30 protein-coding genes are annotated in these 26,407 nt (G+C 45.6%); all 30 read left to right on the forward strand.

The genetic code is table 11. From position 1 onward, the window contains the following. Positions 1-10 precede the first annotated feature (10 nt). Positions 11-382: a 30S ribosome-binding factor RbfA gene (rbfA, locus tag NQ556_RS06125; protein ID WP_008369305.1), complete on the forward strand. Its 372-nt coding sequence runs from the start codon at positions 11-13 to the stop codon at positions 380-382. Position 383: 1 nt separating this feature from the next. After that, the gene (locus tag NQ556_RS06130) at positions 384-1,346 is read left to right on the forward strand and encodes a DHH family phosphoesterase (protein ID WP_022220257.1); all 963 of its coding nucleotides are present in this window, start codon (positions 384-386) and stop codon (positions 1,344-1,346) included. Beyond that, a complete protein-coding gene (gene truB / locus NQ556_RS06135; protein WP_022220256.1) occupies positions 1,343-2,269 on the forward strand; it encodes a tRNA pseudouridine(55) synthase TruB in 927 nt (308 codons plus the stop codon). The genes NQ556_RS06130 and truB overlap by 4 nt, the downstream gene beginning before the upstream one ends. 16 nt (positions 2,270-2,285) lie before the next feature. Beyond that, positions 2,286-3,218: a bifunctional riboflavin kinase/FAD synthetase gene (locus tag NQ556_RS06140; protein WP_008369299.1), complete on the forward strand. Its 933-nt coding sequence runs from the start codon at positions 2,286-2,288 to the stop codon at positions 3,216-3,218. A gap of 220 nt (positions 3,219-3,438) precedes the next feature. Then, complete coding sequence (gene rpsO / locus NQ556_RS06145; protein ID WP_008369295.1) at positions 3,439-3,705, forward strand: 30S ribosomal protein S15; 267 nt, start codon at positions 3,439-3,441, stop codon at positions 3,703-3,705. A 329-nt stretch (positions 3,706-4,034) separates the two neighbouring features. Next, a complete protein-coding gene (locus tag NQ556_RS06150) occupies positions 4,035-6,122 on the forward strand; it encodes a polyribonucleotide nucleotidyltransferase (protein WP_008369294.1) in 2,088 nt (695 codons plus the stop codon). 146 nt (positions 6,123-6,268) lie between these two features. Further along, on the forward strand, positions 6,269-7,186 hold the full coding sequence (gene spoIIIAA, locus NQ556_RS06155; RefSeq protein ID WP_008369292.1) for a stage III sporulation protein AA: 918 nt from the start codon (positions 6,269-6,271) through the stop codon (positions 7,184-7,186). Continuing rightward, positions 7,177-7,695 (forward strand): stage III sporulation protein AB, encoded by a 519-nt coding sequence (locus NQ556_RS06160; RefSeq protein WP_022220255.1) that lies wholly within the window; start codon positions 7,177-7,179, stop codon positions 7,693-7,695. Before spoIIIAA ends, NQ556_RS06160 begins: the two co-directional genes overlap by 10 nt. Before the next feature lie 13 nt (positions 7,696-7,708). After that, complete coding sequence (gene spoIIIAC / locus NQ556_RS06165) at positions 7,709-7,903, forward strand: stage III sporulation protein AC (RefSeq protein ID WP_008369289.1); 195 nt, start codon at positions 7,709-7,711, stop codon at positions 7,901-7,903. Between the two features lie 12 nt (positions 7,904-7,915). Continuing rightward, positions 7,916-8,302, forward strand: a complete 387-nt coding sequence (locus NQ556_RS06170; RefSeq protein WP_008369287.1) for a SpoIIIAC/SpoIIIAD family protein — start codon at positions 7,916-7,918, stop codon at positions 8,300-8,302. A gap of 12 nt (positions 8,303-8,314) precedes the next feature. Continuing rightward, positions 8,315-9,529, forward strand: a complete 1,215-nt coding sequence (locus NQ556_RS06175; protein WP_008369285.1) for a stage III sporulation protein AE — start codon at positions 8,315-8,317, stop codon at positions 9,527-9,529. Between the two features lie 10 nt (positions 9,530-9,539). Then, positions 9,540-9,809 (forward strand): stage III sporulation protein AF, encoded by a 270-nt coding sequence (locus NQ556_RS06180; protein WP_008369283.1) that lies wholly within the window; start codon positions 9,540-9,542, stop codon positions 9,807-9,809. Next, positions 9,806-10,342 (forward strand): stage III sporulation protein AG, encoded by a 537-nt coding sequence (locus NQ556_RS06185; protein ID WP_008369282.1) that lies wholly within the window; start codon positions 9,806-9,808, stop codon positions 10,340-10,342. The genes NQ556_RS06180 and NQ556_RS06185 overlap by 4 nt, the downstream gene beginning before the upstream one ends. 26 nt (positions 10,343-10,368) lie before the next feature. Continuing rightward, the gene (locus tag NQ556_RS06190; RefSeq protein WP_008369281.1) at positions 10,369-11,004 is read left to right on the forward strand and encodes a SpoIIIAH-like family protein; all 636 of its coding nucleotides are present in this window, start codon (positions 10,369-10,371) and stop codon (positions 11,002-11,004) included. Positions 11,005-11,072: 68 nt separating this feature from the next. Then, positions 11,073-12,665, forward strand: coding sequence for a peptide chain release factor 3 (locus tag NQ556_RS06195; RefSeq protein ID WP_008369278.1), 1,593 nt, complete (start codon positions 11,073-11,075; stop codon positions 12,663-12,665). 152 nt (positions 12,666-12,817) lie between these two features. Further along, a complete protein-coding gene (locus tag NQ556_RS06200; RefSeq protein WP_158530886.1) occupies positions 12,818-12,994 on the forward strand; it encodes a hypothetical protein in 177 nt (58 codons plus the stop codon). Then, the gene (locus NQ556_RS06205) at positions 12,987-13,370 is read left to right on the forward strand and encodes an Asp23/Gls24 family envelope stress response protein (protein ID WP_008369274.1); all 384 of its coding nucleotides are present in this window, start codon (positions 12,987-12,989) and stop codon (positions 13,368-13,370) included. The genes NQ556_RS06200 and NQ556_RS06205 overlap by 8 nt, the downstream gene beginning before the upstream one ends. A 13-nt stretch (positions 13,371-13,383) precedes the next feature. Beyond that, positions 13,384-13,776: a transcription antitermination factor NusB gene (gene nusB / locus NQ556_RS06210; RefSeq protein ID WP_008369272.1), complete on the forward strand. Its 393-nt coding sequence runs from the start codon at positions 13,384-13,386 to the stop codon at positions 13,774-13,776. Between the two features lie 12 nt (positions 13,777-13,788). Continuing rightward, entirely contained in the window at positions 13,789-15,051 is a 1,263-nt protein-coding gene (xseA, locus tag NQ556_RS06215) for an exodeoxyribonuclease VII large subunit (protein ID WP_022220253.1), read from the forward strand. 4 nt (positions 15,052-15,055) lie between these two features. Next, positions 15,056-15,292 carry an exodeoxyribonuclease VII small subunit gene (xseB, locus tag NQ556_RS06220; protein WP_008369268.1) on the forward strand — a complete coding sequence of 79 codons (237 nt, stop codon included), beginning with the start codon at positions 15,056-15,058 and terminating at the stop codon, positions 15,290-15,292. Next, entirely contained in the window at positions 15,282-16,172 is an 891-nt protein-coding gene (locus NQ556_RS06225; RefSeq protein ID WP_022220252.1) for a polyprenyl synthetase family protein, read from the forward strand. The genes xseB and NQ556_RS06225 overlap by 11 nt, the downstream gene beginning before the upstream one ends. Positions 16,173-16,186: 14 nt before the next feature. Then, complete coding sequence (gene dxs, locus NQ556_RS06230; protein ID WP_044998714.1) at positions 16,187-18,067, forward strand: 1-deoxy-D-xylulose-5-phosphate synthase; 1,881 nt, start codon at positions 16,187-16,189, stop codon at positions 18,065-18,067. Positions 18,068-18,073: 6 nt separating this feature from the next. Further along, on the forward strand, positions 18,074-18,907 hold the full coding sequence (locus NQ556_RS06235; RefSeq protein WP_008369262.1) for a TlyA family RNA methyltransferase: 834 nt from the start codon (positions 18,074-18,076) through the stop codon (positions 18,905-18,907). 6 nt (positions 18,908-18,913) lie between these two features. Then, entirely contained in the window at positions 18,914-19,750 is an 837-nt protein-coding gene (locus NQ556_RS06240; protein ID WP_008369260.1) for an NAD(+)/NADH kinase, read from the forward strand. 3 nt (positions 19,751-19,753) lie between these two features. Next, complete coding sequence (argR, locus tag NQ556_RS06245) at positions 19,754-20,206, forward strand: arginine repressor (RefSeq protein WP_008369259.1); 453 nt, start codon at positions 19,754-19,756, stop codon at positions 20,204-20,206. 12 nt (positions 20,207-20,218) lie between these two features. After that, entirely contained in the window at positions 20,219-21,895 is a 1,677-nt protein-coding gene (recN, locus tag NQ556_RS06250) for a DNA repair protein RecN (protein WP_022220249.1), read from the forward strand. A gap of 80 nt (positions 21,896-21,975) precedes the next feature. After that, the gene (gene spoIVB / locus NQ556_RS06255; protein WP_022220248.1) at positions 21,976-23,046 is read left to right on the forward strand and encodes a SpoIVB peptidase; all 1,071 of its coding nucleotides are present in this window, start codon (positions 21,976-21,978) and stop codon (positions 23,044-23,046) included. Between the two features lie 117 nt (positions 23,047-23,163). After that, positions 23,164-23,949, forward strand: a complete 786-nt coding sequence (spo0A, locus tag NQ556_RS06260) for a sporulation transcription factor Spo0A (RefSeq protein ID WP_022220247.1) — start codon at positions 23,164-23,166, stop codon at positions 23,947-23,949. Positions 23,950-24,015: 66 nt separating this feature from the next. After that, positions 24,016-25,452, forward strand: coding sequence for a glycogen synthase GlgA (gene glgA, locus NQ556_RS06265; RefSeq protein ID WP_008369250.1), 1,437 nt, complete (start codon positions 24,016-24,018; stop codon positions 25,450-25,452). Positions 25,453-25,525: 73 nt separating this feature from the next. Continuing rightward, positions 25,526-26,392 carry a methylenetetrahydrofolate reductase [NAD(P)H] gene (metF, locus tag NQ556_RS06270; protein WP_008369248.1) on the forward strand — a complete coding sequence of 289 codons (867 nt, stop codon included), beginning with the start codon at positions 25,526-25,528 and terminating at the stop codon, positions 26,390-26,392. Positions 26,393-26,407: the final 15 nt, after the last annotated feature.

The raw sequence follows: 26,407 nt of genomic DNA on the forward strand, positions 1-26,407 counted from the left end.
AGGGTAGAAAATGAGAAAAAACAGCATTAAGAATACAAGAGTAAACGCAGAGGTGCAGCGTGAACTGAGTACTATTCTGCGTGGAGGGATCAAGGATCCGCGTGTTGCACCGATGACTTCGGTTGTAGCGGTAGAGGTTGCTCCGGATCTTAAAACCTGCAAAGCATATATCAGTGTCCTGGGCGATGAAAAAGCCCAGGCTGATACCCTGAAGGGATTACAGAGCGCAGAAGGCTATATCCGCCGCGAACTTGCTCATACACTGAATATGCGTAACACACCGGAGATCAAGTTCGTACTGGATCAGTCCATTGAATATGGTGTCCGGATGTCAAAGAAAATTGATGATGTAACAAGAGATTTACGGGAAGAGGATGATTAGTATGTTATTAGATGCAATTTCTAAAGCCGGGACGATCGCACTTGGCGGACATGTCCGCCCGGATGGGGACTGTGCAGGTTCCTGCATGGGATTGTATAACTATGTCAGAGAGAATTTTCCTGAAAAAGAGATCGATGTTTATCTGGAAGAGCTTCCGAATACACTGAAGTTCATGAAAAATACAGATAAGATCCGGCATGAAGTGACGGAAGAAAAAACCTATGATCTGTTTATCGCACTGGATTGCGGGGATATGGGAAGACTTGGATTTTCGGCAGTCCTTTTCAAAAAAGCGGCAGTAAGATTCTGTGTAGATCATCATGTGAGCAACCAGAGTTTTGCAGATCAGAACTATATCATGCCAGATGCAAGCTCGACAAGTGAGCTGATCTACAATCTGCTGGATTATGGGAAGATGTCTGTGGAGACTGCCGAGTGCCTTTACACAGGAATGGTGCATGATACCGGTGTGTTCCGTTATTCCTGTACCCATCCGTCGACCATGCGCGCAGCAGCAGCACTGATGGAAAAAGGGATCGATTTTACAAAAATAATTACAGAGACTTTTGATGAAAAGACCTATGCACAGAACCAGATTCTGGGGCGTGCATTGTTGGAAAGCTTTCTTTTTATGAACGGAAGATGTATTGTATCTTACGTTACAAAAGAAGAGATGGATTTCTACCAGGTAAAAGCGAAACATCTGGATGGAATCGTAAGCCAGCTGAAACTCACAAAAGGTATCGATGTTGCAATTTTTATGTATGAGCTTGAACATGGAACCTTTAAGGTAAGTCTGCGATCCAGTGAAAAGATAGATGTAAGTGTAGTTGCAAGCTATTTTGGCGGCGGCGGACACGCAAGGGCAGCCGGATTCTCCATGACTGCCACACCACATGATATCATCAACAATCTGGCAAGAAGACTGGAACTTCAGTTTAACAGTGGGAGCGAAGCAGAATGATACATGGCGTGCTGAATGTATATAAAGAAAAAGGCTATACGTCCCATGATGTGGTTGCAAAGCTGCGTGGGATCGTAAAGCAGAAAAAGATCGGGCATACCGGAACCCTTGATCCGGATGCCGAAGGAGTACTTCCGGTCTGCTTTGGGAAAGCAACAAAGCTTTGTGACCTGCTGACAGATAAAGATAAAACCTATCAGGCGGTTCTTCTTCTCGGTCAGGTGACGGATACACAGGATACTTCCGGTCAGGTTCTGGAAAAACATAGCACAGAAGATCTGACCAATGAAAAAGTGGAAAATGTGATCCGCAGCTTTGAGGGAGAATACGATCAGATTCCGCCGATGTATTCGGCACTCAAAGTTAACGGAAAAAAGCTTTATGAGCTTGCCAGAGAGGGCAAAGAAGTAGAGCGGAAAGCACGAAGAATCACGATTCATGAGATCCGGATCCTGGAGATCAATCTTCCGGAGGTAAAACTGGAAGTGACCTGTTCAAAGGGAACGTATATCCGTACACTGTGTCATGATATCGGTCAGAAGCTTGGCTGTGGCGGATGCATGAAAGAGCTTTTGAGAACACGTGTAGAGCGGTTTGGACTTGAAGACAGTATCCGGCTCGGTGAAATTGCACAGCTTCAGAAAGAAGGGATTCTGGAGGAGAAGATCATCGCGATAGATGAAATGTTTCCAACGTATGCACAGGTCGTACTGCCGCGGCCGTTTTTGGTGGCAGTACGGAACGGGAATAGTTTCAGAAAAAGAGATATTTCACAGGAAACAGCATTAAAGGAGTATGAGAACGATGAGAGAGTCCGCGTGTACGATGAATCGCATCAGTTTATTGCGATTTACTGTTACTGCAGGAAAGACGATCTCTTCAAGATTGTAAAAATGTTTTTTGATGGAAATGAAAAAAAGTAATTAAAGAGGAAAGAACATGGACTATATCAGAGGGCTGGAAGCCTATCAGGATTCCAGAGAGGCAGCAATCACACTCGGCAAATTTGATGGAGTTCACAGAGGACATCAGAAGCTGATCAAAAAAGTATGTCAGCTGAAGGCGAAAAAAGGCGTTCGTTCTGTTGTGTTTGCATTTGATATGAATCCGCTTTATGAAAAGCTTGGAAAATCAAGAGAAGGGATCATGTCCAATGAGGAGCGCAGATGTCTTCTGGACGAGAAAGTAGATGTACTGCTGGAATGCCCGTTTTCCGAAGATGTCACAAGTATGTCGGCAGAGGATTTCATCCGGAAGATCCTGATTGAGAAAATTCATGCCCGGTATATTGTGATCGGAACGGATTTCCACTTTGGACATGACAAGCGTGGTGATGCAAAAATGCTTGCAGAATATGCCGATGTGTATGGATATGAACTTTTTGTGATTGAAAAAGAGATGTACGGAAAACGGGAGATCAGCAGCAGCTATGTCAGGGAAGAGCTTCGGAAGGGAAATATGGAAGCTGTGAATGATATGCTGGGGTATGCATATACTGTACGGGGAAAAGTAGAGCATGGCAGGCAGCTGGGCAGAAAACTGGGATTTCCGACACTTAATGTACATCCGTCAAGGGATAAACTTCTTCCACCGAACGGAGTTTATCTGGATAGTGTGAGGATTGATGGAATCTGGTACAACGGAATCGGTAATGTCGGGTTTAAGCCAACGGTATCCGATGAGAACCGGATGCTGATCGAGAGCAATCTGCTGGATTACAGTGGTGATGCCTACGGAAAAGAGGTAGAGATCCAGCTTTATCATTTTAAGAGACCGGAGCAGAAGTTTGAATCGGTAGAAATGATGAAGGCTCAGATCGATCAGGATATTGCTTACGCAAAAGAATTTTTCCGTTATCATCATAAGAAATAACAGAGCCGGTGAAAAAGCTCTGGAAATGCGGTTATTTACAGGCAGCCTGTGAACAGGAATATGAAAACCTGCCAGATGCGGGAAAGATAAAATCCTTCTTGACAGGATTCGGGGCATATGGTACACTAGGCAAGTATGAAAAACCGATGTTCGGCAGATGGAATCTCCAACCACTGCTTAATATCAGGCAATTAACAGTATATTTAGGAGGTAGTGACAAATGATCACAAAAGAAATGAAAGAACAGATTATCAAAGAATACGGAAGAACAGAAGGAGATACAGGATCTCCGGAAGTACAGGTAGCTCTTCTTACAGCAAGAATCAATGATCTTACAGATCACTTCAAAGCTAATCCGAAGGATCACCACTCAAGAAGAGGACTTCTTAAAATGGTTGGACAGAGAAGAGGACTTCTTGCATACCTTAAGAAGAATGACATTGAAAGATATCGTTCACTGATCGAAAGATTAGGTTTAAGAAAGTAAGACGTATTTTACAGGGAGCGAAAGGCATCAGCTGGATGTCTTCGCTCCCTGTTTGTTTACGCAAACAATGAGCCGAACTGGTACAACATGCATTATCTATGCCAATCAGCATAGTGATTGACAGGGGAGTGACCAATAACTGTGTTTTGCCACATTTTAAAGTTAGTTATATAGAATCTTGCAAGAGATGTAAGGATATGATATAATACAAAAGATTGTGGGTAGAGATTGCGTCCGAGACCACTGAAAAGTATATTTTGAGAAGTGTATTTTTCAGTAGTTTCGGAGATTTTACCCGTCAGATAAACAGATAAAAAAGGAGAACATTTATGTACAAAAAGTTTGAAATGGAACTTGCAGGCCGTACACTCCGCGTAGATGTTGGAAGAGTTGCCAAACAGGCGAACGGCGCAGTACTTATGCATTATGGTGATACAGTTGTGCTTTCAACAGCAACTGCATCCGACAAACCAAGAGAAGGAATTGACTTCTTCCCGCTCAGCGTTGAATACAATGAGAAGCTTTATGCAGTAGGAAAGATCCCGGGAGGATTTAACAAGAGAGAAGGAAAGGCATCAGAAAATGCTGTTCTTACCTGCCGTGTGATCGACCGTCCGATGAGACCGCTTTTCCCGAAGGATTACAGAAATGATGTAACTTTGGAGAACCTGGTTCTCTCTGTTGAACAGGACTGCTCACCGGAGCTTACCGCTATGCTTGGATCAGCGATTGCAACTGCTATTTCTGATATCCCGTTTGATGGCCCGACAGCTTCTACCCAGGTAGGACTTGTTGACGGAGAACTGGTATTCAATCCAACCGCAGAGCAGAAAGAAAAGTCCGACCTTGCACTGACTGTTGCATCTACAAGAGAAAAGGTAATCATGATTGAAGCCGGAGCAAATGAAGTACCGGAAGCTAAGATGCTCGAAGCCATCTTCGCGGCGCATGAAGTGAATCAGAAAGTCATCGCATTCATCGACCAGATCGTTGCAGAATGTGGAAAACCAAAACATGATTATGTAAGCTTTGCAGTACCGGAAGAACTCTTTGAAGCGATTCAGAAGATCGTAACACCGGAAGAGATGGAAGTTGCAGTATTCACAGATGACAAGCAGACAAGAGAAGAAAATATCCGTAAGATCACAGAAAAGCTGGAAGAAGCTTTTGCTGATAACGAAGAATGGCTTGCCAAACTTGGTGAAGCTGTATATCAGTACCAGAAGAAGGTTGTCCGCAAGATGATCCTCAAAGACCACAAGCGTCCGGACGGTCGTGCAATCGAAGAAATCCGTCCACTTGCCGCAGAAATTGACCTGATCCCGAGAGTACATGGTTCTGCTATGTTTACACGTGGACAGACACAGATCTGTACCATCACCACACTGGCTCCGCTTTCAGAAGCACAGAAGGTAGACGGACTGGATGAATCTGAGACATCCAAGAGATATATGCATCACTATAACTTCCCGTCATACTCTGTAGGTGAGACAAGACCTTCCAGAGGACCGGGACGTCGTGAGATCGGACATGGAGCCCTTGCTGAGAGAGCACTGGTACCGGTACTTCCGTCAGAGGAAGAATTCCCGTATGCGATCCGTACCGTATCTGAGACATTTGAATCTAACGGTTCTACTTCTCAGGCAAGTGTATGTGCATCTTCTATGTCACTTATGGCAGCAGGTGTACCAATCAAATCTGCAGTTGCAGGTATCTCATGTGGTCTGGTAACAGGTGCTACTGACGATGATTATCTGGTACTTACAGATATCCAGGGACTGGAAGATTTCTTCGGAGATATGGACTTCAAGGTAGCAGGTACACATAAAGGTATCACAGCGATCCAGATGGATATTAAGATCCACGGACTGACAAGACCGATCATCGAAGAAGCAATTGCACGTACAAGAAAAGCAAGAGTTTACATTCTGGATGAAGTTATGGCTAAGACAATCGCTGAGCCAAGAGCACAGGTTGGCAAGTATGCACCGAAGATCATTCAGATGAATATTGATCCGGCTAAGATCGGTGAAGTTGTAGGTCAGAGAGGAAAGACCATCAACGCAATCATCGAAAAGACAGGCGTTAAGATTGATATCACAGATGAAGGAAGCGTATCTATCTGTGGCGTAGATGCAGACAGCATGGAACAGGCAAGAAAGATGATCGCTACCATCGTAACAGACTTCGAGGCAGGAATGGTTCTTGAAGGTGATGTTGTAAGCATCAAAGAATTCGGCGCATTCATCGAATTTGCACCGGGCAAAGAAGGAATGGTACACATTTCCAAAATCGCTAAGCAGAGAATCGACCATGTAGAAGATGTTCTTTCTATCGGAGATCACGTCAAAGTGGTTTGCCTTGGAAAAGACAAGATGGGACGTTTGAGCTTCAGCATCAAAGATGTTGCAGAATAAAGTTTTATAAAATCAGAAGGACTTTACCAGTATCGGTAGAGTCCTTTTTATTTCATAGGAAATTCCGAAGGAACTTCCTATGAAACAAAATCAGTTCTATTTTTCTCCTACCTTCCATATACATTCTTTAAAGAGAGGTGGACAAGATGAGAAGAGAAAAGAAAGATCAAATTCTGGCGGTGCTTCCGGAGAAAATCCGAGGGATCCTGTTGAATCATGGACTGGATTTTGAGAAGATCCAGGAGATCCGGCTTCGGGAAGAGCAGCCGCTTGCAGTGAAAAAAGAGGGAAAGGAAGAACTTTTTACCCATCGGGTGACAAAAGAAGAACTGCGTGAAACGATGGAATATGTATCCAATTATTCCCTGTATGCCTATGAAAATGAACTGCGCCAGGGGTTTCTGACGATTGAAGGAGGGCATCGGGTCGGAATTTCCGGGAAAATTATTTCGGAAAAGGAACAGATCCGGAATTTTCAGTATATTACATCGATCAATATCCGAATCTGCCATGAGATTACAGGTTGTGCGAATAAGCTGTTTCCTGTGATCCTTGAAAAAGGAAGACTTTGCCATACCATGATCATTTCCCCACCAGGTGGAGGAAAGACTACACTTTTGCGGGATCTGGTGCGGCAGATTTCGGATGGGAACCGCTGGGTGGAAGGAAGAAATGTGGGTGTGGTGGATGAACGTTCAGAGATTGGAGGATGCTACCGTGGTGTACCACAGAACCAGCTTGGGATGCGGACAGATATTCTGGACAACTGCCCGAAAGCAGAAGGAATGATGATGCTGGTGCGGTCCATGGCACCGGAGGTGATCGCGGCAGATGAGATCGGGACAGCGAAGGATGTAGAGGCGATCGAGTACGCCATGCACTGTGGGGCAACCATGCTGACGACGGTGCATGGTTCCGGTATGGATGAGATCCGTGAAAAGCCACTGGTCAGCAATCTGGTAAAGGAAAGATGCTTTGCCAGATATGTTGTGATGAAATCCGGGAAACATGTAGGAGAAATTGAAGGGATTTATAACGAACGGGGAGAAAAACTGTGTATCTGAAAATGGTCGGATGCCTGGGAATTGTGGCGGCGACATCCGGCTATGGATACAGCAGGGGAATGGAATATCAGAGGCAGATCACGGATACCGGAGAGCTGCAAAGAGTGATAAGGCAGCTTGCGGGAGAAATGGAGTATACTTATGCACCACTCGCCCAGGTATGCGCTTCTGTTTCCCGAAGATGCAGTCAGAACTACAGGATCTGGTTGGAACATCTGGCAAAAGAATTGGAGATGCCGTCAAGAAGTCTTGCAATAATCTGGGAGAGGTGCTGCGAAAGTGATCTTGAATGTCTGCTCCTTGGCAGGGAGGAAAGGGTACGTCTGCATGAGCTTGGGATGCAGCTTGGCAGCCTGGATAAGAAGCAGGAAACGCAGATTTTCTTGCAGTATGCAGAATTTCTGGAAGAAAAAAGAGGCGGTCTTTTAAAAGAAATTCAGGAAAAACGGAGGCTTTGCAATCTGCTGGGTGTTACAGCAGGGCTTTTCCTGACAATTTTGATTCTGTAAATAGGAGCGAAACATGAGTGTAAATCTGATATTTAAAATTGCGGCAGTCGGGATTCTGGTTTCTGTCCTGGGACAGGTGCTGAAACACAGCGGAAGAGAAGAACAGGCATTTCTCACAAGCCTTGCAGGACTGCTCCTGGTTTTATTCTGGATCCTTCCTTATATTTCAGATCTGTTTGACGATATCAGACGGCTCTTTGCTCTGTAAAGGAGGGAAAAGATGAGTATCCTTAAGGCAGCCTGCATCGGGATTGCAGGAACTTTCCTGGCATTACAATTTCAAAATACCAGAAAAGAGTATGGGATCTATCTGGGGATTGCGGTCAGCATTTTCCTTTTTCTCGGAATGAGCCGGAATCTGTCGGTGATCCGGGAAACTTTGGAATTGGTTGGCAGCTTTGTAAAGATCGATGCGGTATATCTGACGGCAATGCTGAAAATCCTGGGTGTGACCTATCTGGCGGAATTTGCGGCAGCAATCTGCAAGGATGCCGGTTATCAGACGATCGCCGGGCAGATCGAGGTCTTTGCAAGGCTCAGTATACTTGCAATAGGAATGCCGATATTAAAAGCACTGCTTCTTGCAATCCGCGAACTTGGACAGTAAAAGGGAAGAAAAATGAAACATTATTTTCAGAAATATGGCATAGCATGTATGATCGGACTTGTAATCTTCGTACTGATACTGCCGGTACAGGTATTTGCGGCAGGGGAAGATTCCTCTTCGGAAAACAGCCGGACAGAAGATAATATGACAGAAACGGATCTGGAAAAAACACAGGAGGAAACAGAGCAGAAAATCTGGGAGCTGACAGAGGTAAAGGATCTGGATACGGCAATCCGAAAACTGTTCCCGGAAGAAAAACTGCATTTTCAGGATCTTGTTGAGTCTGTGATCCGGCAGGATGAGAACCTGTCTGCCGGACAGATCAGAAACTTTGTGACGGATCAGTTTTTCTATGTGCTGAAGGTCAATAAACCGGTGCTTGCATCTATCATTTTTCTGGTGCTGATCGCAGCGGTTTTTTCCAACTTTTCGGAAGTGTTTCAGAACTGCCAGATCTCACAGACCGCCTTTTTTCTGGTATACCTGTCTGTGATTACAGTCGGCATACGGAATTTTCAGGCAGCAGCCGTAGAGGTACAGCATGGACTCGAAAATCTGATCCTCTTTATGCGAGTACTCTGTCCTGTCTACTTTGTCTGTATGGCAGTCGCAGTGGGAAGTATTTCTGCGATCGCATTTTATAATCTGGCGCTTTTCCTGATCTTTCTTGTGGAACTTGTGATTTTGAAATGGATCGTTCCGTTGATCCAGATTGCACTTCTGATGGAAATCTTGAACAATCTGACGGAGGAGGAATTTCTTTCTAAGGCAGCGGAACTTTTGCGACTTGTAATCGGATGGAGTCTGAAAAGTCTGCTTGCCCTGGTGACGGGGATCGGGTTTATCGAGCGGATAATCAGTCCGGCGGCAGATCAGGTGAAAAGGAGTGTCTGGACAAAGGGCGTGGGAATGATTCCAGGAATCGGTGATGTAGTCAGCGGGACAAGCGAAGTCGTGCTTGGAAGTGCGGTCCTTTTAAAAAATGGAGTTGGAATTGCAGGGGCACTGCTTGTAACGGGAGTTGTGATGATCCCGGTCATCAATATGGGGATTCTGACGCTTCTTTACAAAGGAACGGCGGCACTTATCCAGCCGGTGTCTGATAAACGGATCGTGGAGGCCATCAGTTTTACCGGGGAAGGTTATCATATGCTGCTAAAGACGGTGCTTGCGACGGCGGTCCTGTTTCTGGTGACACTTGCAGTTGCGGCATCGGCAGCTTCGTAGGAGGGATAAAATGATACAGCTGGTTTACAGGTGGATGCAGAATCTCGCCGTTTATATGCTTCTTGTAACCGCATTTTTGCAGGCACTTCCAGAGAATAGCTACCGGAGATATGTCCGTTTTTTCTGCGGACTTCTTCTGACAGTTCTGCTTGCCCAGCCGGTTCTGGATCTTATGGGGGAAGCCGGACAGGTAACGGAGCTGTATCGGACGGCGGAGTATGAGCAGATGATAAAAGAGATGGAGTATGCGGCGGATTTGCTCGAAAAGGGCGGTGAATGAAGATGTTTGAAATCCGTAAAATAAAAAAAGACAAGTGGCTGATCATATTACTTGTCGGACTACTTCTGGTTGTGATCGCGATGCCTGTTTCCGATATAAAATCAGACCAGACACAGGATGAACAGCAGATGCAGAAGGCGGAAAATGCATCGGAGGATACTTATGCAGATGCACTGGAAACACGGCTGGAAAATGCACTTGCAAAAGTAGAAGGAGTTGGAAATGTAAAGGTGATGATCACTCTGGCTTCTTCCTCGGAAAAGGTAGTGGAAAAGGATCGGGAGATGACAAGCGAGGTGCAGGAAGGGGAGAGCGAAGGAAAAAATACCAGTTCTTCAGAGACGGCAGTTTATGCAAACGGAAATGGAGAAGAAACGCCATATGTGAAACAGGAATTAAGTCCCCGGATAGAAGGTGTTCTCGTAATTGCAGATGGCGGAGATAATGCCATCGTGATTGAAAATATCACAGAGGCTGTGCAGGCATTATTCGGAGTAGACACGCATAAGATAAAAGTAATGAAGCATAACTAAAAAAGAATCTTATAGGAGGAAGGCTAGTGAAAAAAGTATTTAAGAAAAATCAGATTGTGATTGCGGTTCTTGCGGTGATGATCGCTGCGGCAGGATATCTGAACTATTCCGGAAAAATTTTTGGCTCGAAAAACAAAACAGCAGAGACGGGAAGCGAGATGGCAAATAAGGAACTTCTGGATATTTCGGATCAGGACACAGGAGGTGACAGCTCCCTCCAGACAGCGGATAACGATCAGGTGGACGGAAATCCGGGAGAGGCGGTGCTGACAAATGGATCGGTCAGTGCGCTTGTAGCACAGGCAAAAGTGAACCGGGAGCAGGTGCGGGCAAAAAACAAAGAAACCCTGCAGGCGATCATTGATAATGCAGATATCGCAGAAGACCAGAAAGCAGATGCAGTTGCGCAGATGGTGGAGATGACACAGCGCGCCGAACAGGAGGTCGCAATTGAGACGCTGCTTGCCAGCAAAGGCTTTCAGGATGCGGTGGTAAGTCTTACCGAAGAATCCGCAGATGTGGTCGTTGATGTGGCGGATCTGTCGGATGCAAAACGGGCACAGATCGAGGATATTGTCACACGCAAAGCAGAGGTAAATGCTGCAAATGTGGTGATCACACCGATCCATGAAAGTACAAATACGAGTGAATCAGGGGATTGATATTATAGCAAAAATACCATATAATAAGAGTTTGAGTGACATTGAGAAAATAGTAGGAGTAGAATAACATGGCAGATTTTACGAATGAGATAAAGAAAAGAAGAACATTTGCGATCATTTCCCATCCGGATGCAGGTAAGACTACCCTGACAGAGAAGTTTCTGTTATATGGTGGGGCAATCAATCAGGCAGGTTCTGTAAAAGGAAAGGCAACAGCGAAACATGCGGTTTCAGACTGGATGGAGATTGAAAAAGAAAGAGGTATTTCGGTAACATCTTCTGTCCTGCAGTTTCAGTATGACGGTTATTGCATCAATATTCTGGATACACCGGGACATCAGGATTTCTCGGAAGATACTTATCGTACTCTTATGGCGGCCGATTCGGCGGTTATGGTGATCGATGGATCAAAAGGTGTGGAGGCACAGACAAGAAAGCTGTTCAAAGTCTGCGTCATGCGTCATATTCCGATTTTTACATTTATCAATAAAATGGACCGTGAAGCGATGGATACCTTTGAATTACTGGATGATATTGAAAAGGAACTGGGGATCGCTACCTGTCCGATCAACTGGCCGATCGGTTCCGGAAAAGAATTCCGCGGCGTATTTGACCGGAACAGCAGAGAACTGGAGATTTTCTCAGATACCAAGAAAGGAACCTCGATCGGGGAAGTTGAGAAGGTTTCCATCGACAGTGAGGAAGCAAAGAGCATCGTAAGTGAAGCACAGTTCGCACAGCTGGAAGAAGAGATTGAGCTTCTGGACGGAGCGAGTGCGGAATTTGACCAGGAGATGGTCAGCAAAGGAGAACTCTCTCCGGTATTTTTCGGATCAGCTCTGACCAACTTCGGTGTGGAGACCTTTCTTCAGCATTTCCTTAAAATGACGACTTCGCCGCTTCCGAGAATGTCCGACAAAGGATTGATCGATCCGATGAAAGAAGAAGATTTCTCCGCATTTGTGTTTAAGATTCAGGCAAATATGAATAAGGCACACCGGGACAGAATCGCATTTATGCGTATCTGTTCCGGTGAGTTCAAGGCAGGCATGGATGTCTTCCATATCCAGGGAGGCAGGAAAGTCCGTCTGTCACAGCCACAGCAGATGATGGCGAGTGAACGCCACATGATCGATACCGCTTATGGTGGAGACATCATCGGTGTATTTGATCCTGGTATCTTCTCCATTGGAGATACACTGACCAATTCAGCGGAAAAATTTGCATACGAAGGAATTCCGACTTTCGCACCGGAACATTTTGCCAGAGTACGCCAGGTGGATACGATGAAGAGAAAGCAGTTCATCAAGGGAATCAACGAGATCGCGCAGGAAGGCGCGATCCAGATTTTCCAGGAATTCAACACCGGTATGGAAGAGATCATCGTCGGTGTAGTCGGTGTCCTGCAATTTGATGTATTAAAATACCGTCTGGAAAATGAATATAACGTGGAGATCCGTCTGGAACCACTTCCATACGAACATATCCGCTGGATCGAGAATGAAGAAATCAATATGGACAAGCTGGTCGGCACATCCGATATGAAGAAGATCAAGGACCTGAAAGACAGACCGCTTCTTCTGTTTGTCAACAGCTGGAGCATCCGTATGGTGCTGGAACGAAACGAAGGACTGAAACTTTCCGAATTCGGACGTTCCTAAAAAACTTTCCAATAAGGATCTTTTATGTTACAATGAACGCATAGCGACGAGCGCAGGGAAGGGAAGAAAGTGATCGGCTGCTCGCAGACGAATCACTTTCAGCCCAGACCTATGTGAGTGCAACGAACATCGAGGAACCGAAAGGTTCCGAGATGAGCGCGAGGAGCGTAAAAAGAGCGCAGGGAAGGGAAGAAAGTGATCGGCTGCTCGCAGACGAATCACTTTCAGCCCAGACCTATGTGAGTGCAACGAACATCGAGGAACCGAAAGGTTCCGAGATGAGCGCGAGGAGCGGAAGAACCGCAGACAGGAGGACTTATAATGAGTAAAGAAGAGAGAAATACCTATAAGATAGAATCAGATGAGAACCTCGGAGAAGTACAGATTGCTGATGAAGTAGTTGCAATTATCGCAGGACTTGCAGCAATGGAGGTAGAGGGGGTATCTTCCATGGCAGGAAATGCAACCAGAGAACTGATCGCAAAGCTTGGAATGAAGAGCCTTTCAAAAGGAGTAAAGGTAGACGTGCTGGAAGGTATCGTTACCGTATCCCTTGCCCTGAACCTCAAATATGGTAGCAGTATCAAAGATACTACTTTAAAGGTACAGGAAAAAGTAAAGGCAGCAATCGAGAATATGACAGGTCTTACCGTTGCAGACGTAAACATCCGTGTTGCAGGTGTGGACATGCCGGAAGAAGAATAATTGGAGAGAGAACATGCGAAGAAGTAAAGTCAGAGAACATATATTTAAAATGCTCTTCAGCATCGGATTTGATGCGGCTGATGCAGACGAACAGATCGAACTGTATCTGGAACAGGTAGAAGAAGCAAGTGAGGAAGAACGCGGATATATGCGCAAAAAGGTCAAAGATATTGCAGCACATGAAGAAGAAATCGATGCGATGATCAATGAACATACAACCGGTTGGAAAACCGGACGTATGAATAAAGTGGATCTTTCTGTTCTTCGTCTTGCCGTATATGAGATGAAGTGGGATGACGAAGTGCCGGTCAAAGTAGCGATCAATGAAGCAGTTGAGCTGGCAAAGAATTTTTCGGGAGATGAGGGACCGGCATTTGTCAACGGTGTACTCGGAAAGCTTGCATAAGAATCAGAAATCATGCGAAATGTATATACTGTAAAACAGGTCAATGCGTACATTAAGAATATGTTTACGCAAGACTTTATGTTGAATCGAATTTATATCAAAGGAGAAGTGTCAAACTGTAAGTACCATACTTCAGGACATCTGTACTTTTCACTGAAAGATGAGTCCGGAACGATTGCCTGTGTTATGTTTGCCGGGCAGCGCAGCGGGCTTTCTTTTCGTATGCAGGAAGGGCAGCAGGTAATCGTGCTTGGAAGCGTCAGCGTCTATGAAAGAGATGGCAGATATCAGGTTTATGCAAAGGAGATCGTACTGGATGGTGCGGGACTTCTCTATGAAAAATTTATAAAGCTCAAAAAAGAGCTGGAAGAAATGGGAATGTTTGCGCCGGAATATAAAAAGCCGATTCCGAAATATGTGCGGACAGTTGGTGTTGTAACGGCACCAACCGGAGCGGCAGTGCGCGATATTATCAACATTACCAGGCGGAGAAATCCATATGTGCAGATTCTTCTGTATCCGGCACTGGTACAGGGGGATGGTGCGTCTGAAAGTGTGGTACGGGGAATCCGTGCACTGGAGGAAGCAAAGGTTGATGTGATGATCGTTGGCAGAGGCGGGGGGTCTATTGAAGATCTGTGGGCATTTAACGAGGAAAAGGTAGCGCGCGCAGTTTTTGAATGCAGTGTACCGGTTATTTCGGCAGTAGGACATGAGACGGACACGACGATCATAGATTATGTAGCGGATCTTCGTGCGCCGACGCCTTCTGCTGCGGCAGAGCTTGCAATCTGTAATTACCGGGAACTTCTGGAAACGATCCGGACAGAACGGGAAAGGATGCACCGAAGTATGAGGAGAAAGCTGGAGGTCGCATCACTTCATACAGCACGGTATGCAGAAAAATTCCGCTACTTAAGTCCGTCAGGGAAACTTAAGTCCATGCGCCAGCAGCTTGCAGACTATGAGGAGCAGATCCCAAAAGCCATGCATCAGCGGTTGGAACAGGAACAGGAGAGGACCCGGAAAGTGCAGGAGATGCTGCCGCTTCTGATGGAGCGGAATCTGCGGGAAAGCCGTCAGCAGCTTGCAATCCGGATCGAACGGATGAAGGGACTTTCTCCGCTTGCCAAGCTGAACCAGGGCTTTTCCTATGTACAGGGATCGGAAGGGACCGTAAAGAAAGTAGCGGATGTAAAAAAAGGAGACTGGCTTCGGATTTATGTGACAGACGGGCAGATCGAGGCACAGGTAACAGATACCAAGAAGGAGTAGGAAAATGGCAGATAAGAAAAACGAGATTGCAGAAGAAATGCCGGAAGAATCTTTGGAAGAGCTTTTTGCAAAGCTGGATCAGGTGGCAAAAGAGCTGGAATCGGGAGATACTTCGCTGGAAGAGTCCTTCGGACTGTATCAGAAGGGTATGGAAATGCTGAAGCTTTGTAATGAGAAGATTGATACAGTAGAGAAAAAAGTGCAGGTGCTGGAAGAGAATGGAGAAATACATGACTTTTAAAGAAGAAATGAAAGAAAGAACAGAAGTGATTGAAAAGCTTCTTGTAAAATATCTGCCGAAAGCAGAAGGTTACCAGAGCCAGATCATGGAGGCGATGGAGTACAGTGTGATGGCAGGCGGAAAGAGACTCCGCCCAATGCTGATGCAGGAGACATACCGCCTTTTCGGAGGAGAAGGAAAAGAAATCGAGCCGTTTATGGCAGCAATGGAGATGATCCATACTTATTCCCTGGTGCACGATGATCTGCCGGCAATGGACAATGACGAGTACCGTAGAGGAAGAAAGACAACGCATATCGTATACGGGGAAGCAATGGGAATTCTTGCCGGGGATGCACTTCTGAACTATGCGTTTGAGACGGCGGTAAAGGCATTTGAAATCGCACCTGAAAAGAGTCTTCTGATTGGAAAAGCTTTAAAAATCCTTGCAGAAAAAGCCGGTATTTACGGGATGATAGGCGGTCAGGTCGTGGATGTGGCTTCCTGCGGTGTGGGACTTGATGAAGGCATGCTGAACTTTATCTATGAACTGAAAACCGGAGCGCTGATCGAAAGTTCGATGATGATCGGGGCACTTCTTGCAGGTGCAGAGGATGCAGAGCTTGAGAAAGTGCAGAAGATCGCATCGGGTGTGGGGATTGCTTTCCAGATCCAGGATGACATCCTGGATGTGACAAGTACTACAGAGGAGCTTGGCAAACCGGTCCACAGCGATGAAAAGAATGAAAAAACAACCTATGTTACATTAAAAGGTCTGGAAAAAGCAACCAGAGATGTGGAAGTTATTTCACAGGAAGCACTGGAGCTGCTTTCCGGGCTGGACAGAGAAAATACGTATCTGACACAGCTGATACAGGAACTGATACACAGGAAAAAATAAGCGGGGTGGATGAAGTGTATCTGGAGCAGATTCACGAAGCGAATGATATTAAAAAATTAAATGAACGGGAACTGGCAGGGCTTGCAGAAGAAATCCGTACCTTTCTTGTTGAGAAGATCAGCAAGACAGGAGGGCATCTTGCGTCCAATCTGGGTGTGGTAGAGCTTACCATGGCAATGCATCTCAGTTTTCAGCTTCCGGAGGATAAGATGATCTGGGATGTAGGGCATCAGTCTTATACGCATAAGATTCTGACCGGAAGGAAAGAAGGATTTGATGGTTTGAGAAAATACGGCGGTATGAGTGGTTTCCCGAAGAGGAAAGAAAGTGACTGTGATGCCTTTGATACCGGTCATAGCTCCACTTCGATTTCGGCCGGACTTGGATATGCCAGAGGGAGGGATATCCTGGGACAGGATTATTCCGTGATCTCTGTTATCGGTGATGGATCACTGACCGGAGGAATGGCTTATGAAGCACTGAATAATGCTGCGGAGATGAAGACGAATTTCATCATCGTACTCAACGATAACCATATGTCTATTTCCAAAAATGTCGGTGGAATGTCCAGTTATCTCGGGGAGCTGCGCACTGCCCAGGCCTATACCGATCTGAAGGATACCGTGGAAAATGTACTTGGCAGTATTCCGTTTGGCGGTGAAAAGATGGTGCGGCATATTAAGCGCACCAAGAGCAGCATCAAGCAGCTTTTGGTTCCGGGAATGTTCTTTGAAGATATGGGAATCAAGTATTTAGGACCGGTGGACGGGCATGACCTGAAGGCGCTGCGACGTGCGTTTACCGAGGCAAAAAGGGTAAAAGGACCGGTGCTTGTCCATGTACTGACGAAAAAGGGGAAAGGGTATCTCCCGGCAGAAGAAAACCCTTCCCGTTTCCATGGAACAGGTCCGTTTGATATCCAGACAGGAGAGCCGATTTCCAAAAGTGGAAAGGATTCCTGTACAGATGTGTTTTCCAAGGTTATGCTGGATCTGGCAAAAAAAGATGACAGACTGGTAGCAATCACGGCGGCAATGGAAGACGGTACCGGTCTGGCAGCATTTCACAGATACTATCCGGACCGCTTTTTTGATGTGGGGATCGCAGAGGGACATGGCGTGACCTTTGCGGCAGGACTTGCTGCGGCAGGATTGCATCCGGTATTTGCTGTATATTCTTCGTTTTTACAGAGAGGATTTGACCAGATGATCCATGATGTCTGTCTGCAGAAGCTTCCGGTCGTATTTGCCGTGGACAGGGCAGGACTTGTGGGAAGCGACGGGGAGACCCATCAGGGGATCTTTGATCTTTCTTATCTGTCAATGATTCCGAATATGACCGTCCTTTCTCCGAAAAATAAATGGGAACTGGCGGACATGGTGCGGTTTGCGGTGAGACTTGGAGCACCGGCGGCAGTGCGCTATCCAAGAGGCAGCGCATTTGACGGATTCCGTGAATACAGAGCACCGATCGAGTATGGAAAGAGTGAGCCGGTCTATGAAGAAGAGGATATTGCGATCATCAGTGTCGGACATATGTTTGAGCAGGCAGTTCAGGTTCGGAAGCGTTTGAAAGAGATTGGATATAACTGTACCCTGATCAATGCCCGGTTTGTAAAGCCGGTGGATGAGGAGATGCTCCGGAAACTGACGGTGGAACACCGGCTGATCGTGACACTGGAAGAGAATATCCGCAGAGGCGGATTCGGAGAATTTGTGACTGCTTATCTGGCAGGTCTTGAGACAGACGCAGAGGTTCTGAATCTGGCACTGCCGGATGACTATATCGAACACGGAAGTGTAGACCTACTTCGCAGTGAGGTGATGCTGGATATTGAATCCTGCGTGGCCAGGATTATCACTGCATATATAGCAGAAGAGAGCAGGAGGGATTGATAGAGAATGAAAGAACGGTTGGATGTATTACTTGTAAAGAGAAATCTGGCATCCTCCAGAGAAAAGGCAAAAGCGATCATCATGTCCGGCAATGTATTCGTGGACGGGCAGAGAGAGGATAAAGCGGGAACTTCCTTTTCGGAAGAGGTTCAGATCGAAGTCCGTGGACATGCACTTCCGTATGTCAGCCGCGGAGGACTTAAGCTGGAAAAGGCGATGAAGAATTTTGATGTATCCATGGAAGGAAAGGTATGTACCGATGTGGGATCTTCGACAGGAGGATTTACAGACTGCATGCTGCAAAATGGAGCAGTCAAGGTGTTTGCCATCGATGTGGGACATGGTCAGCTGGACTGGAAATTACGTCAGGATGAAAGAGTGGTCTGCATGGAAAAGACCAACATCCGTTATGTACAGCCGGAAGATCTGGGAGAACCGATTGATTTTTCATCGATTGATGTTTCTTTTATTTCGCTGACGAAGGTACTTCTCCCAATCCGCAATTACCTGAAAGAGAACGGAGAGATCGTTGCATTGATCAAGCCACAGTTTGAAGCCGGACGTGAGAAGGTTGGGAAAAAAGGTGTGGTAAGGGAAAAGAGTACCCATATCGAGGTCATCGAAAAAGTAACCGATTATGCAGTATCGATCGGTTTTGAAGTAGCAGCACTTGAATTTTCACCGATCAAAGGACCGGAAGGGAATATCGAGTATCTGGTACATCTGAAAAAAAGGCCGGAGGAAGAGGCAAGGATTGTGGAGAGCGTAGACATTCGGGGGACTGTCGATGCTGCTTTTGACACACTTGCGAAAAAGGATCCGGCTGAGGAGAAGAAATAAAAAGACATGGAAAAGTTTTACATTATCACGAATGATATGAAGGATGCAAATCGGAAGATCACCGTGAAAATAAAAAAATGCATTGAATCCTACGGGAAGAAATGTTATCTGGAAGAGCAGCCGGAAGAAGGAAATTTTTCAAAGATCAAGATTCCAAAGGATATTGATTGTGTGTTGACGGTAGGCGGAGACGGAACCTTTATCCAGGCATCCAGACGTCTGTTCGGGCGGGAGCTTCCGATGCTTGGAATCAATATGGGCACCCTTGGCTATCTGACCGAGGTAGAGGTGCAGAATGTAGAAGAGGCTGTAAAACAGCTCGTAGAGGGCAATTATACGATTGAAGAGAGGATGATGCTGTATGGATCCGCTGCATACCGCAATGTAAGGGATGTGGCACTCAATGATATTGTCATGACGAGATCCGGCAGCATGAAGATTGTTCATTTTAATCTCTATGTTAACGGAGAGTTTCTGAACTCCTATGATGCGGACGGATTGATCGTGTCCACACCAACGGGTTCTACTGCGTACAATCTGTCTGCAGGAGGACCGATCGTGGAGCCGACAGCGTCATTGATCGTTGTGACACCGATCTGCTCGCATGCACTCAATTCCCGCAGTATTGTTTTCGCGGACAAAGATGAGATCGTGATCGAGATTGGTGCAAAACGGGAAAATCAGATCGAGGAAGCAGTGATTGCATATGATGGTGCGGATGAAGTCCCGCTTCATACCGGTGACCGGATCCGGATCAAAAAGGCGTGGGAGACAGCGAAAATCGTAAAACTCAGCAAAGTGAGCTTTCTGGAAACATTACGTGAAAAGATGAAAGGAAACTAGAAGATGAAAGTAAACCGACATGCCAAAATTGTAGAATTGATCAACAAATATCAGATTGAGACACAGGATGAGCTTGCCGAGTATCTGAATGAAGCGGGATTTAAAGTGACGCAGGCAACGGTATCCAGAGACATCCGTGACTTAAAGCTCACCAAGGTTCCGGCAGAAAACGGCAGGCAGAAATATGCGGTACTCCAGAGTGCACAGAACGGAATGACTGAAAAATATGTGCGCATTTTGCGGGATGGATTCAGCTCTATGGATATGGCTCAGAACATTCTGGTACTGAAAACGGTATCCGGTATGGCGATGGCGGTGGCTGCGGCACTGGATGCGATGAACTGGAATGAGATTGTTGGCTGTATTGCCGGGGATGATACGATCATGTGCGCTGTGCGGACCGTAGATGATACGATTCTACTGATGGAAAAGATCAAGAAACTACTGGAACAATAGACAGGAGAAAGAATGTTACAAAATTTGCATGTAAAAAATCTGGCGCTGATCGATGAGGCGGAAGTGGATTTCTCTGGTGGACTCAATATCCTGACCGGGGAAACCGGTGCCGGAAAATCAATTATCCTGGGGAGTGTCAGTCTTGCCCTGGGCGGAAGATATTCAGCAGATATGCTTCGTAAGGGAGCCGATAAGGGACTTGTAGAACTGACCTTTTATGTGGAAAATCCGGAAACGGTACGGAAGCTGGAAGAGATGGATCTTTCGCCGGACGGAGGGCAGATCATTATCACCAGACGGTTTAACGGAAACCGAAGTGTGAGCCGGATCAATGGAGAGACTGTGACACTGGGGCGGCTAAAGGAAGCAGCCCAGGTTCTGATCGATATTCACGGACAGCATGAGCATCAGTCACTGTTATATAAAAAAAATCATCTGGCAATTCTGGATGCATTTGCAAAAGAAGCCGGAGAATGGAAGAAAAAAGTGGCGGATTCATACAGGGAATACCGCCGGCTGGAAAAAGAACTTAAGGAAGCCGATAAAGACGAGGCTGAGAGAGCCAAAGAGATTTCTTTTCTTGAATTTGAGATTGATGAGATTGAAAATGCAGGAATCACTGCGGCAGAATGCCAGTCGGTAGAAGAAGATTACCGGCGGATGATGCAGGGGAAAAGAATCGCAGAGAATCTGGAAGAGGCGTATCTGTATACAGCAGGAGAAGGCGGTATAAGTGCGGCAGAAGCGATCGGACGGGCAGTACGTGCGGCAGCTGTGGCGGCAGAACATGATGACAAATCGGGAGAACTGTATGAACAGCTGGTCGAAGTGGAGAATCTGATCGGGGATTCCGGGCGCGAGCTTCGCTGTTATCTGGACAGTCTTTCCTTTGAACCGGAACAGTTCTATGAGACGGAGAGCCGGCTGAACCAGATCAATCATCTGAAGGTCAAATACGGAGATTCGGCAGAGGCAATCCTGCAGCATAAGGCGGATGACGAGGAGCGCCTCCTGATTTTAAAAAATTATGATGAATATTTAAATGAATTAAAGGGAAAACTGAAAAAATCAGAGGAACGTCTGCAAAAAGAATGCGAGGGTCTGTCGGAGACCCGTAAAAAAGAGGCAAAGCTTTTGCAGGCAAAGATCGCAGAAGGACTTCAGGATCTGAATTTCCTGGATGTCTGCTTTGAAATTCGGTTTTCAAAAACCTCCGGGTACACAGTAGAAGGAACGGATGAGGTGGAATTTATGATCTCCATGAATCCGGGTGAACCGACAAGACCGCTTGCAACTGTGGCATCCGGCGGTGAACTTTCCCGCATCATGCTTGCGATCAAGGCAGTCATGGCGGATAAAGATGAGATCGAGACACTGATCTTTGATGAAATCGATGTGGGGATCAGCGGTCGTACCGCACAGAAGGTTTCCGAGAAGATGTGCCTGATCGGCAGGAAACATCAGGTGATCTGCATTACGCATCTGGCACAGATTGCTGCAATGGCAGATACTCATTACCTGATTGAAAAACGGGTGGAAGATCAGATGACAAAGACCAAGATCCGGCAGCTTGACGGGGAAGAATCTGTGCAGGAGCTGGGAAGGATCCTTGGAGGCGCAAAGATTACGGATGCGGTGCTGGAAAACGCTCGGGAGATGAAAATTCTGGCATCGGGTTTGAAAAAATAAGATTGAGCACATACTAGAGGCAGGAGAAAAAATCCTGCCTTATTTTTTGCGGAATTTTAGGGAGGAAAAAGGGGTGTGTAATGTCGGTTAGAAGTTATCGGAAAATGTTAAGTGTGTTATTAGCGGTAATTGTGGTTATAGGAGGCGGCTATTGCTACAGGGAATGGCGGGCTGAGAAAGCGGAGAGGGAGGCTTCGGTCAGTGAACTTTCGGGAAACCTTCTGATTCCGGGAGGGATGCCGGTTGGGATCTATATGGAGACGGATGGCGTGATGGTGCTGGGGACGCAGGAAATTAAGGGGAAAGATGGGATCGGTGTGAATCCGGCGAAGCATCTGGTGAAGGAGGGAGATTATATTGTCGGAGTTGATTCTGACAGTATTTATAATAAATCTGAGCTTATCGAACGGGTTAAAAAATTATCGAATAAGTCCGTCATCTTACACATTCGTCGAAAAAAAGTGTATATTGATGTACAACTTCATCCGACAAAAGATGAAGGCGGGGCATATAAACTTGGAATCTGGGTGCGTGATAACGCGCAGGGACTCGGCACAATCACTTTTCTGAATGCGGATAGTGAATACGGTGCGTTGGGACATGGAATACATGATGTAGATACCGGCAAACTGATCGAAATGTCAACGGGAAGATTATATGATACCAGCATTCAGAATATTAAAAAAGGTGAGAACGGAAATCCCGGAGGGATGGAAGGGATCATTGTCTACAATCATTACAATATTTTAGGTTCGATTACTACAAACACAGAGACAGGGATTTATGGGAAATTAGACAGGATTGAGAGAATATTTGACAGCAAAGAAGCTTATCCGGCTGTGGCAAAGGAAGAAATTCAGGTTGGAAAGGCGTATATCCGCTGTGCAGTAAGCGGAAAGACAGAAGATTATACAGTCAGAATCACAAAAGTTGACCTGGATGCCAGGGAGGTGAACAAGGGGATTGAAATTCAGGTTACTGACAAACGGTTACTTAAACTGACCGGTGGGATTGTGCAGGGAATGAGTGGAAGCCCCATCATGCAGAATGGAAAGATTATAGGTGCAGTGACACATGTTTTCGTACAGGATGCGACAAAAGGATACGGAATATTTATCGAAAACATGCTGGAAAATCTGAAAAAAGATTGAAATATGCGAACCTTGTCAGATTTCTGCGACACCATTTGCTTGTATTCGCAGAATACAGAAGGTTATAATAGGTTACATTCCAGTGCAAATTGTCACTTTAAGGAGGGGAAAGGCTTTATGGAAAAACTGAATGTAGCGATTGCTGACGATAACGAAAGAATGTTGAATTTACTAGGAGAAATTGTAGAAAGTGATAAAGATCTCAAACTGGTGGGAAAAGCCAGGAACGGAGAAGATATTTATCACATTATAAGAGATAAACAGCCTGATGTTGTACTTCTTGACCTGATCATGCCGAAAATGGATGGAATCAGTGTGATGGAAATGATAGGCGCAGATAAAACAGTAAAAAAACAGCCGAATTTTATTATTGTAACTGCGATTGGACAGGAGAGAATCACGGAAGATGCCTTCGAAAAAGGAGCAGCCTACTACATCCTGAAACCATTTCGCAATGAAACAATCCTTCAGCGGATCAAAAGCTCCGGACATGCGGAAAAGAGTGTAGCGCCTTACACAGATTATACCGTATATGCGGAACCTTCTGAGGAGGATTTGGAAACACAGGTGACAGAACTGCTCCATGAAATCGGAATCCCGGCACATATAAAAGGGTATCATTATCTGAGGGATTCCATTCTGATGGCGGTTGACGATATGGAAGTTTTAAATGCGATCACAAAGATCCTGTATCCGACAGTCGCGAAAAAGAACCAGACCACATCGAGCCGTGTTGAACGGGCGATCCGCCATGCGATCGAGGTTGCATGGAGCAGGGGAAAGCTGGATACCTTAGAAGCTCTTTTCGGTTACACAGTAAGTAACGGGAAAGGAAAACCGACCAATTCTGAATTTATTGCTCTGGTCGCAGACACGATCAGACTGAAATCAAAGCGCAGATAATTCTTTTCAAACGAGTGAAATTGCGGTATAATTATAAATAAGCCGCGAGAGTAAGGAGGGTGTTAAATGAAAAAAGTATTATTTGTGTCATCTGAATCAGTTCCGTTTATCAAAACAGGAGGATTAGCCGATGTAGTGGGATCACTACCAAAATATTTTGATAAGAACAAATACGATGTACGTGTTATGCTTCCAAAGTATATGTGCATGAAAGACGAATGGAAAGATAAACTTTCTTATAGACTTCATTTCTATATGGATCTGAACTGGAGACAGCAGTATGTAGGGCTTCTTGAACTTCAGTACGAAGGAATCACTTTTTATTTCATAGACAATGAATATTATTTTAATGGTTCGAAGCCATATGGTGATATTGCATACGATATTGAGAAGTTTGCATTCTTTTCAAAAGCAGCCTTAAGTGCACTGCCACTTCTGGATTTCAGACCGGATATCATTCACTGTCATGACTGGCAGACCGGGCTTGTTCCGATTTATCTGGATAATTTCCGCTATAACAATGAGTTTTTCCGTGGAATCAAGACTGTGATCACCATACATAACCTCAAATTCCAGGGTATCTGGGATAAGAAGACGGTTATGGATATCACCGGACTTCCGGCATACTATTTCTCACCGGATAAGCTGGAAGCATATGACAATGCCAACTATCTGAAAGGCGGAATTGTCTACGCTGACCGTGTGACAACGGTAAGCAGCAGTTACGCGGAAGAGATCAAGACACCGTTTTACGGGGAGAAGCTGGAAGGACTGATGCAGGCAAGAGCAAACTGTCTGTCAGGAATTGTCAATGGTATTGATTACGGTGATTTTAATCCGGCAACAGATACCAACATTGCAAGAACTTACTCTGTCGAAAACTTCCGCAAGGAGAAAGTGAAAAATAAAATGGCGCTGCAGGAAGAACTCGGACTGGAGAGAGATCCGCACCGTATGATGATCGGTATCGTATCCAGACTGACCGACCAGAAGGGCTTTGACCTGATCGACTGTGTGATGGATGAACTTTGCCAGGATGCGGTTCAGATCGTCGTACTCGGTACCGGAGATGAGAGATACGAGAACATGTTCCGTCATTTCGCATGGAAGTATCCGGATAAGGTATCTGCACAGATCTATTATTCAGAGCCGATGTCTCACAAGATCTATGCATCCTGTGATGCATTCCTGATGCCGTCATTATTTGAACCATGTGGACTGAGCCAGCTGATGAGTCTGAGATATGGTACGGTGCCGATCGTAAGAGAGACAGGCGGACTCAAAGATACTGTAGAAGCTTACAACGAATACGAGAAGACCGGAACCGGATTCAGCTTCACCAATTACAATGCGCATGAGATGCTTGCAACTGTAAGATATGCAGAACAGATTTACTATGACAAGAAGCGTGACTGGAACAAGATCGTAGAGCGTGGTATGGAAAAAGACTTCTCATGGAAGAATTCAGCCAAGCTTTACGAAGAACTTTACGAAAATATGTAAAATGCATTCTGGTAATTTACCGGAAAATATGGTATCATGAAATGAAAAAATTTACAGAGGAGAAACATTCATTATGAGGATTATAGACAAAATTAAAGCAGACGGAGTACATATTTCCTTTGAAGTGTTTCCACCGAAGACGGATGCGGGCTTTGAATCCGTGTTAAAAGCAACGGATGGGATCGCAGAACTTACCCCGTCATTTATTAGTGTTACCTATGGAGCCGGTGGTGGAACCAGTAAGAATACGGTTAAGATTGCAAGTCATATCAAAAATGACCTGAAGATTCCGGCACTTGCACATCTGACCTGTGTATCCTCAACCAAGGAAGAGGTACATAAGGTTATCGGACAGCTTCAGAAAGAAGGGATTGAGAATATCCTTGCACTCAGAGGAGATATCCCGCAGGATGGACAGTTTCCGCTTCCGGGACAGTATTCTCATGCCTGTGAACTGATCGAAGACATCAAAAAAATGGGAGACTTCTGCATCGGAGCTGCATGCTATCCGGAAGGACATGTAGAGATGGAACACAAGAAAGATGATATCCGTTATCTCAAAGAAAAGGTAGATTGTGGAGTGGATTTTATTACCACACAGATGTTTTTCAATAATGATATTTTCTATAATTTCCTGTATCGTATCCGTGAACAGGGAATCATGATACCGGTGCTTCCGGGAATCATGCCGATCACAACGAAAAAGCAGCTCGCAAGAAGCTGTGCCCTTTCAGGAACTGCTGTTCCGCAGAGATTCCGTGCGATCGTAGATTATTTTGGAGATGATCCGGCAGCGATGAAGCAGGCGGGAATTGCATATGCGACCGACCAGATCATTGACCTGATCGCAAATGGAGTCCGCAATATCCACGTATATTCGATGAATAAACCGGAAGTAGCTGCTGCAATCATGCAGAACCTTTCAGAAATCGTAAAATAAAGGAACATAAGAAAG

It is taken from the genome of Coprococcus comes ATCC 27758, assembly GCF_025149785.1.
GTDB classification, from domain to species: domain Bacteria; phylum Bacillota; class Clostridia; order Lachnospirales; family Lachnospiraceae; genus Allocoprococcus; species Allocoprococcus comes.

Bases quoted from the DNA above. Each gene is read 5' to 3' on its own strand.
- NQ556_RS06205 (WP_008369274.1), top strand. From the start codon at position 12,987: ATGAGTAAAGAAGAGAGAAATACCTATAAGATAGAATCAGATGAGAAC.
- NQ556_RS06185 (WP_008369282.1), top strand. From the start codon at position 9,806: ATGAAGATGTTTGAAATCCGTAAAATAAAAAAAGACAAGTGGCTGATC.
- NQ556_RS06175 (WP_008369285.1), top strand. From the start codon at position 8,315: ATGAAACATTATTTTCAGAAATATGGCATAGCATGTATGATCGGACTT.
- spoIIIAA (WP_008369292.1), top strand. From the start codon at position 6,269: ATGAGAAGAGAAAAGAAAGATCAAATTCTGGCGGTGCTTCCGGAGAAA.
- NQ556_RS06225 (WP_022220252.1), top strand. From the start codon at position 15,282: ATGACTTTTAAAGAAGAAATGAAAGAAAGAACAGAAGTGATTGAAAAG.
- glgA (WP_008369250.1), top strand. From the start codon at position 24,016: ATGAAAAAAGTATTATTTGTGTCATCTGAATCAGTTCCGTTTATCAAA.
- NQ556_RS06150 (WP_008369294.1), top strand. From the start codon at position 4,035: ATGTACAAAAAGTTTGAAATGGAACTTGCAGGCCGTACACTCCGCGTA.
- rpsO (WP_008369295.1), top strand. From the start codon at position 3,439: ATGATCACAAAAGAAATGAAAGAACAGATTATCAAAGAATACGGAAGA.
- argR (WP_008369259.1), top strand. From the start codon at position 19,754: ATGAAAGTAAACCGACATGCCAAAATTGTAGAATTGATCAACAAATAT.
- NQ556_RS06130 (WP_022220257.1), top strand. From the start codon at position 384: ATGTTATTAGATGCAATTTCTAAAGCCGGGACGATCGCACTTGGCGGA.
- xseB (WP_008369268.1), top strand. From the start codon at position 15,056: ATGGCAGATAAGAAAAACGAGATTGCAGAAGAAATGCCGGAAGAATCT.
- nusB (WP_008369272.1), top strand. From the start codon at position 13,384: ATGCGAAGAAGTAAAGTCAGAGAACATATATTTAAAATGCTCTTCAGC.
- NQ556_RS06200 (WP_158530886.1), top strand. From the start codon at position 12,818: ATGAGCGCGAGGAGCGTAAAAAGAGCGCAGGGAAGGGAAGAAAGTGAT.
- rbfA (WP_008369305.1), top strand. From the start codon at position 11: ATGAGAAAAAACAGCATTAAGAATACAAGAGTAAACGCAGAGGTGCAG.
- NQ556_RS06180 (WP_008369283.1), top strand. From the start codon at position 9,540: ATGATACAGCTGGTTTACAGGTGGATGCAGAATCTCGCCGTTTATATG.
- NQ556_RS06240 (WP_008369260.1), top strand. From the start codon at position 18,914: ATGGAAAAGTTTTACATTATCACGAATGATATGAAGGATGCAAATCGG.
- recN (WP_022220249.1), top strand. From the start codon at position 20,219: ATGTTACAAAATTTGCATGTAAAAAATCTGGCGCTGATCGATGAGGCG.
- truB (WP_022220256.1), top strand. From the start codon at position 1,343: ATGATACATGGCGTGCTGAATGTATATAAAGAAAAAGGCTATACGTCC.
- xseA (WP_022220253.1), top strand. From the start codon at position 13,789: ATGCGAAATGTATATACTGTAAAACAGGTCAATGCGTACATTAAGAAT.
- spo0A (WP_022220247.1), top strand. From the start codon at position 23,164: ATGGAAAAACTGAATGTAGCGATTGCTGACGATAACGAAAGAATGTTG.
- NQ556_RS06195 (WP_008369278.1), top strand. From the start codon at position 11,073: ATGGCAGATTTTACGAATGAGATAAAGAAAAGAAGAACATTTGCGATC.
- spoIIIAC (WP_008369289.1), top strand. From the start codon at position 7,709: ATGAGTGTAAATCTGATATTTAAAATTGCGGCAGTCGGGATTCTGGTT.
- NQ556_RS06235 (WP_008369262.1), top strand. From the start codon at position 18,074: ATGAAAGAACGGTTGGATGTATTACTTGTAAAGAGAAATCTGGCATCC.
- NQ556_RS06140 (WP_008369299.1), top strand. From the start codon at position 2,286: ATGGACTATATCAGAGGGCTGGAAGCCTATCAGGATTCCAGAGAGGCA.
- NQ556_RS06170 (WP_008369287.1), top strand. From the start codon at position 7,916: ATGAGTATCCTTAAGGCAGCCTGCATCGGGATTGCAGGAACTTTCCTG.
- spoIVB (WP_022220248.1), top strand. From the start codon at position 21,976: ATGTCGGTTAGAAGTTATCGGAAAATGTTAAGTGTGTTATTAGCGGTA.
- metF (WP_008369248.1), top strand. From the start codon at position 25,526: ATGAGGATTATAGACAAAATTAAAGCAGACGGAGTACATATTTCCTTT.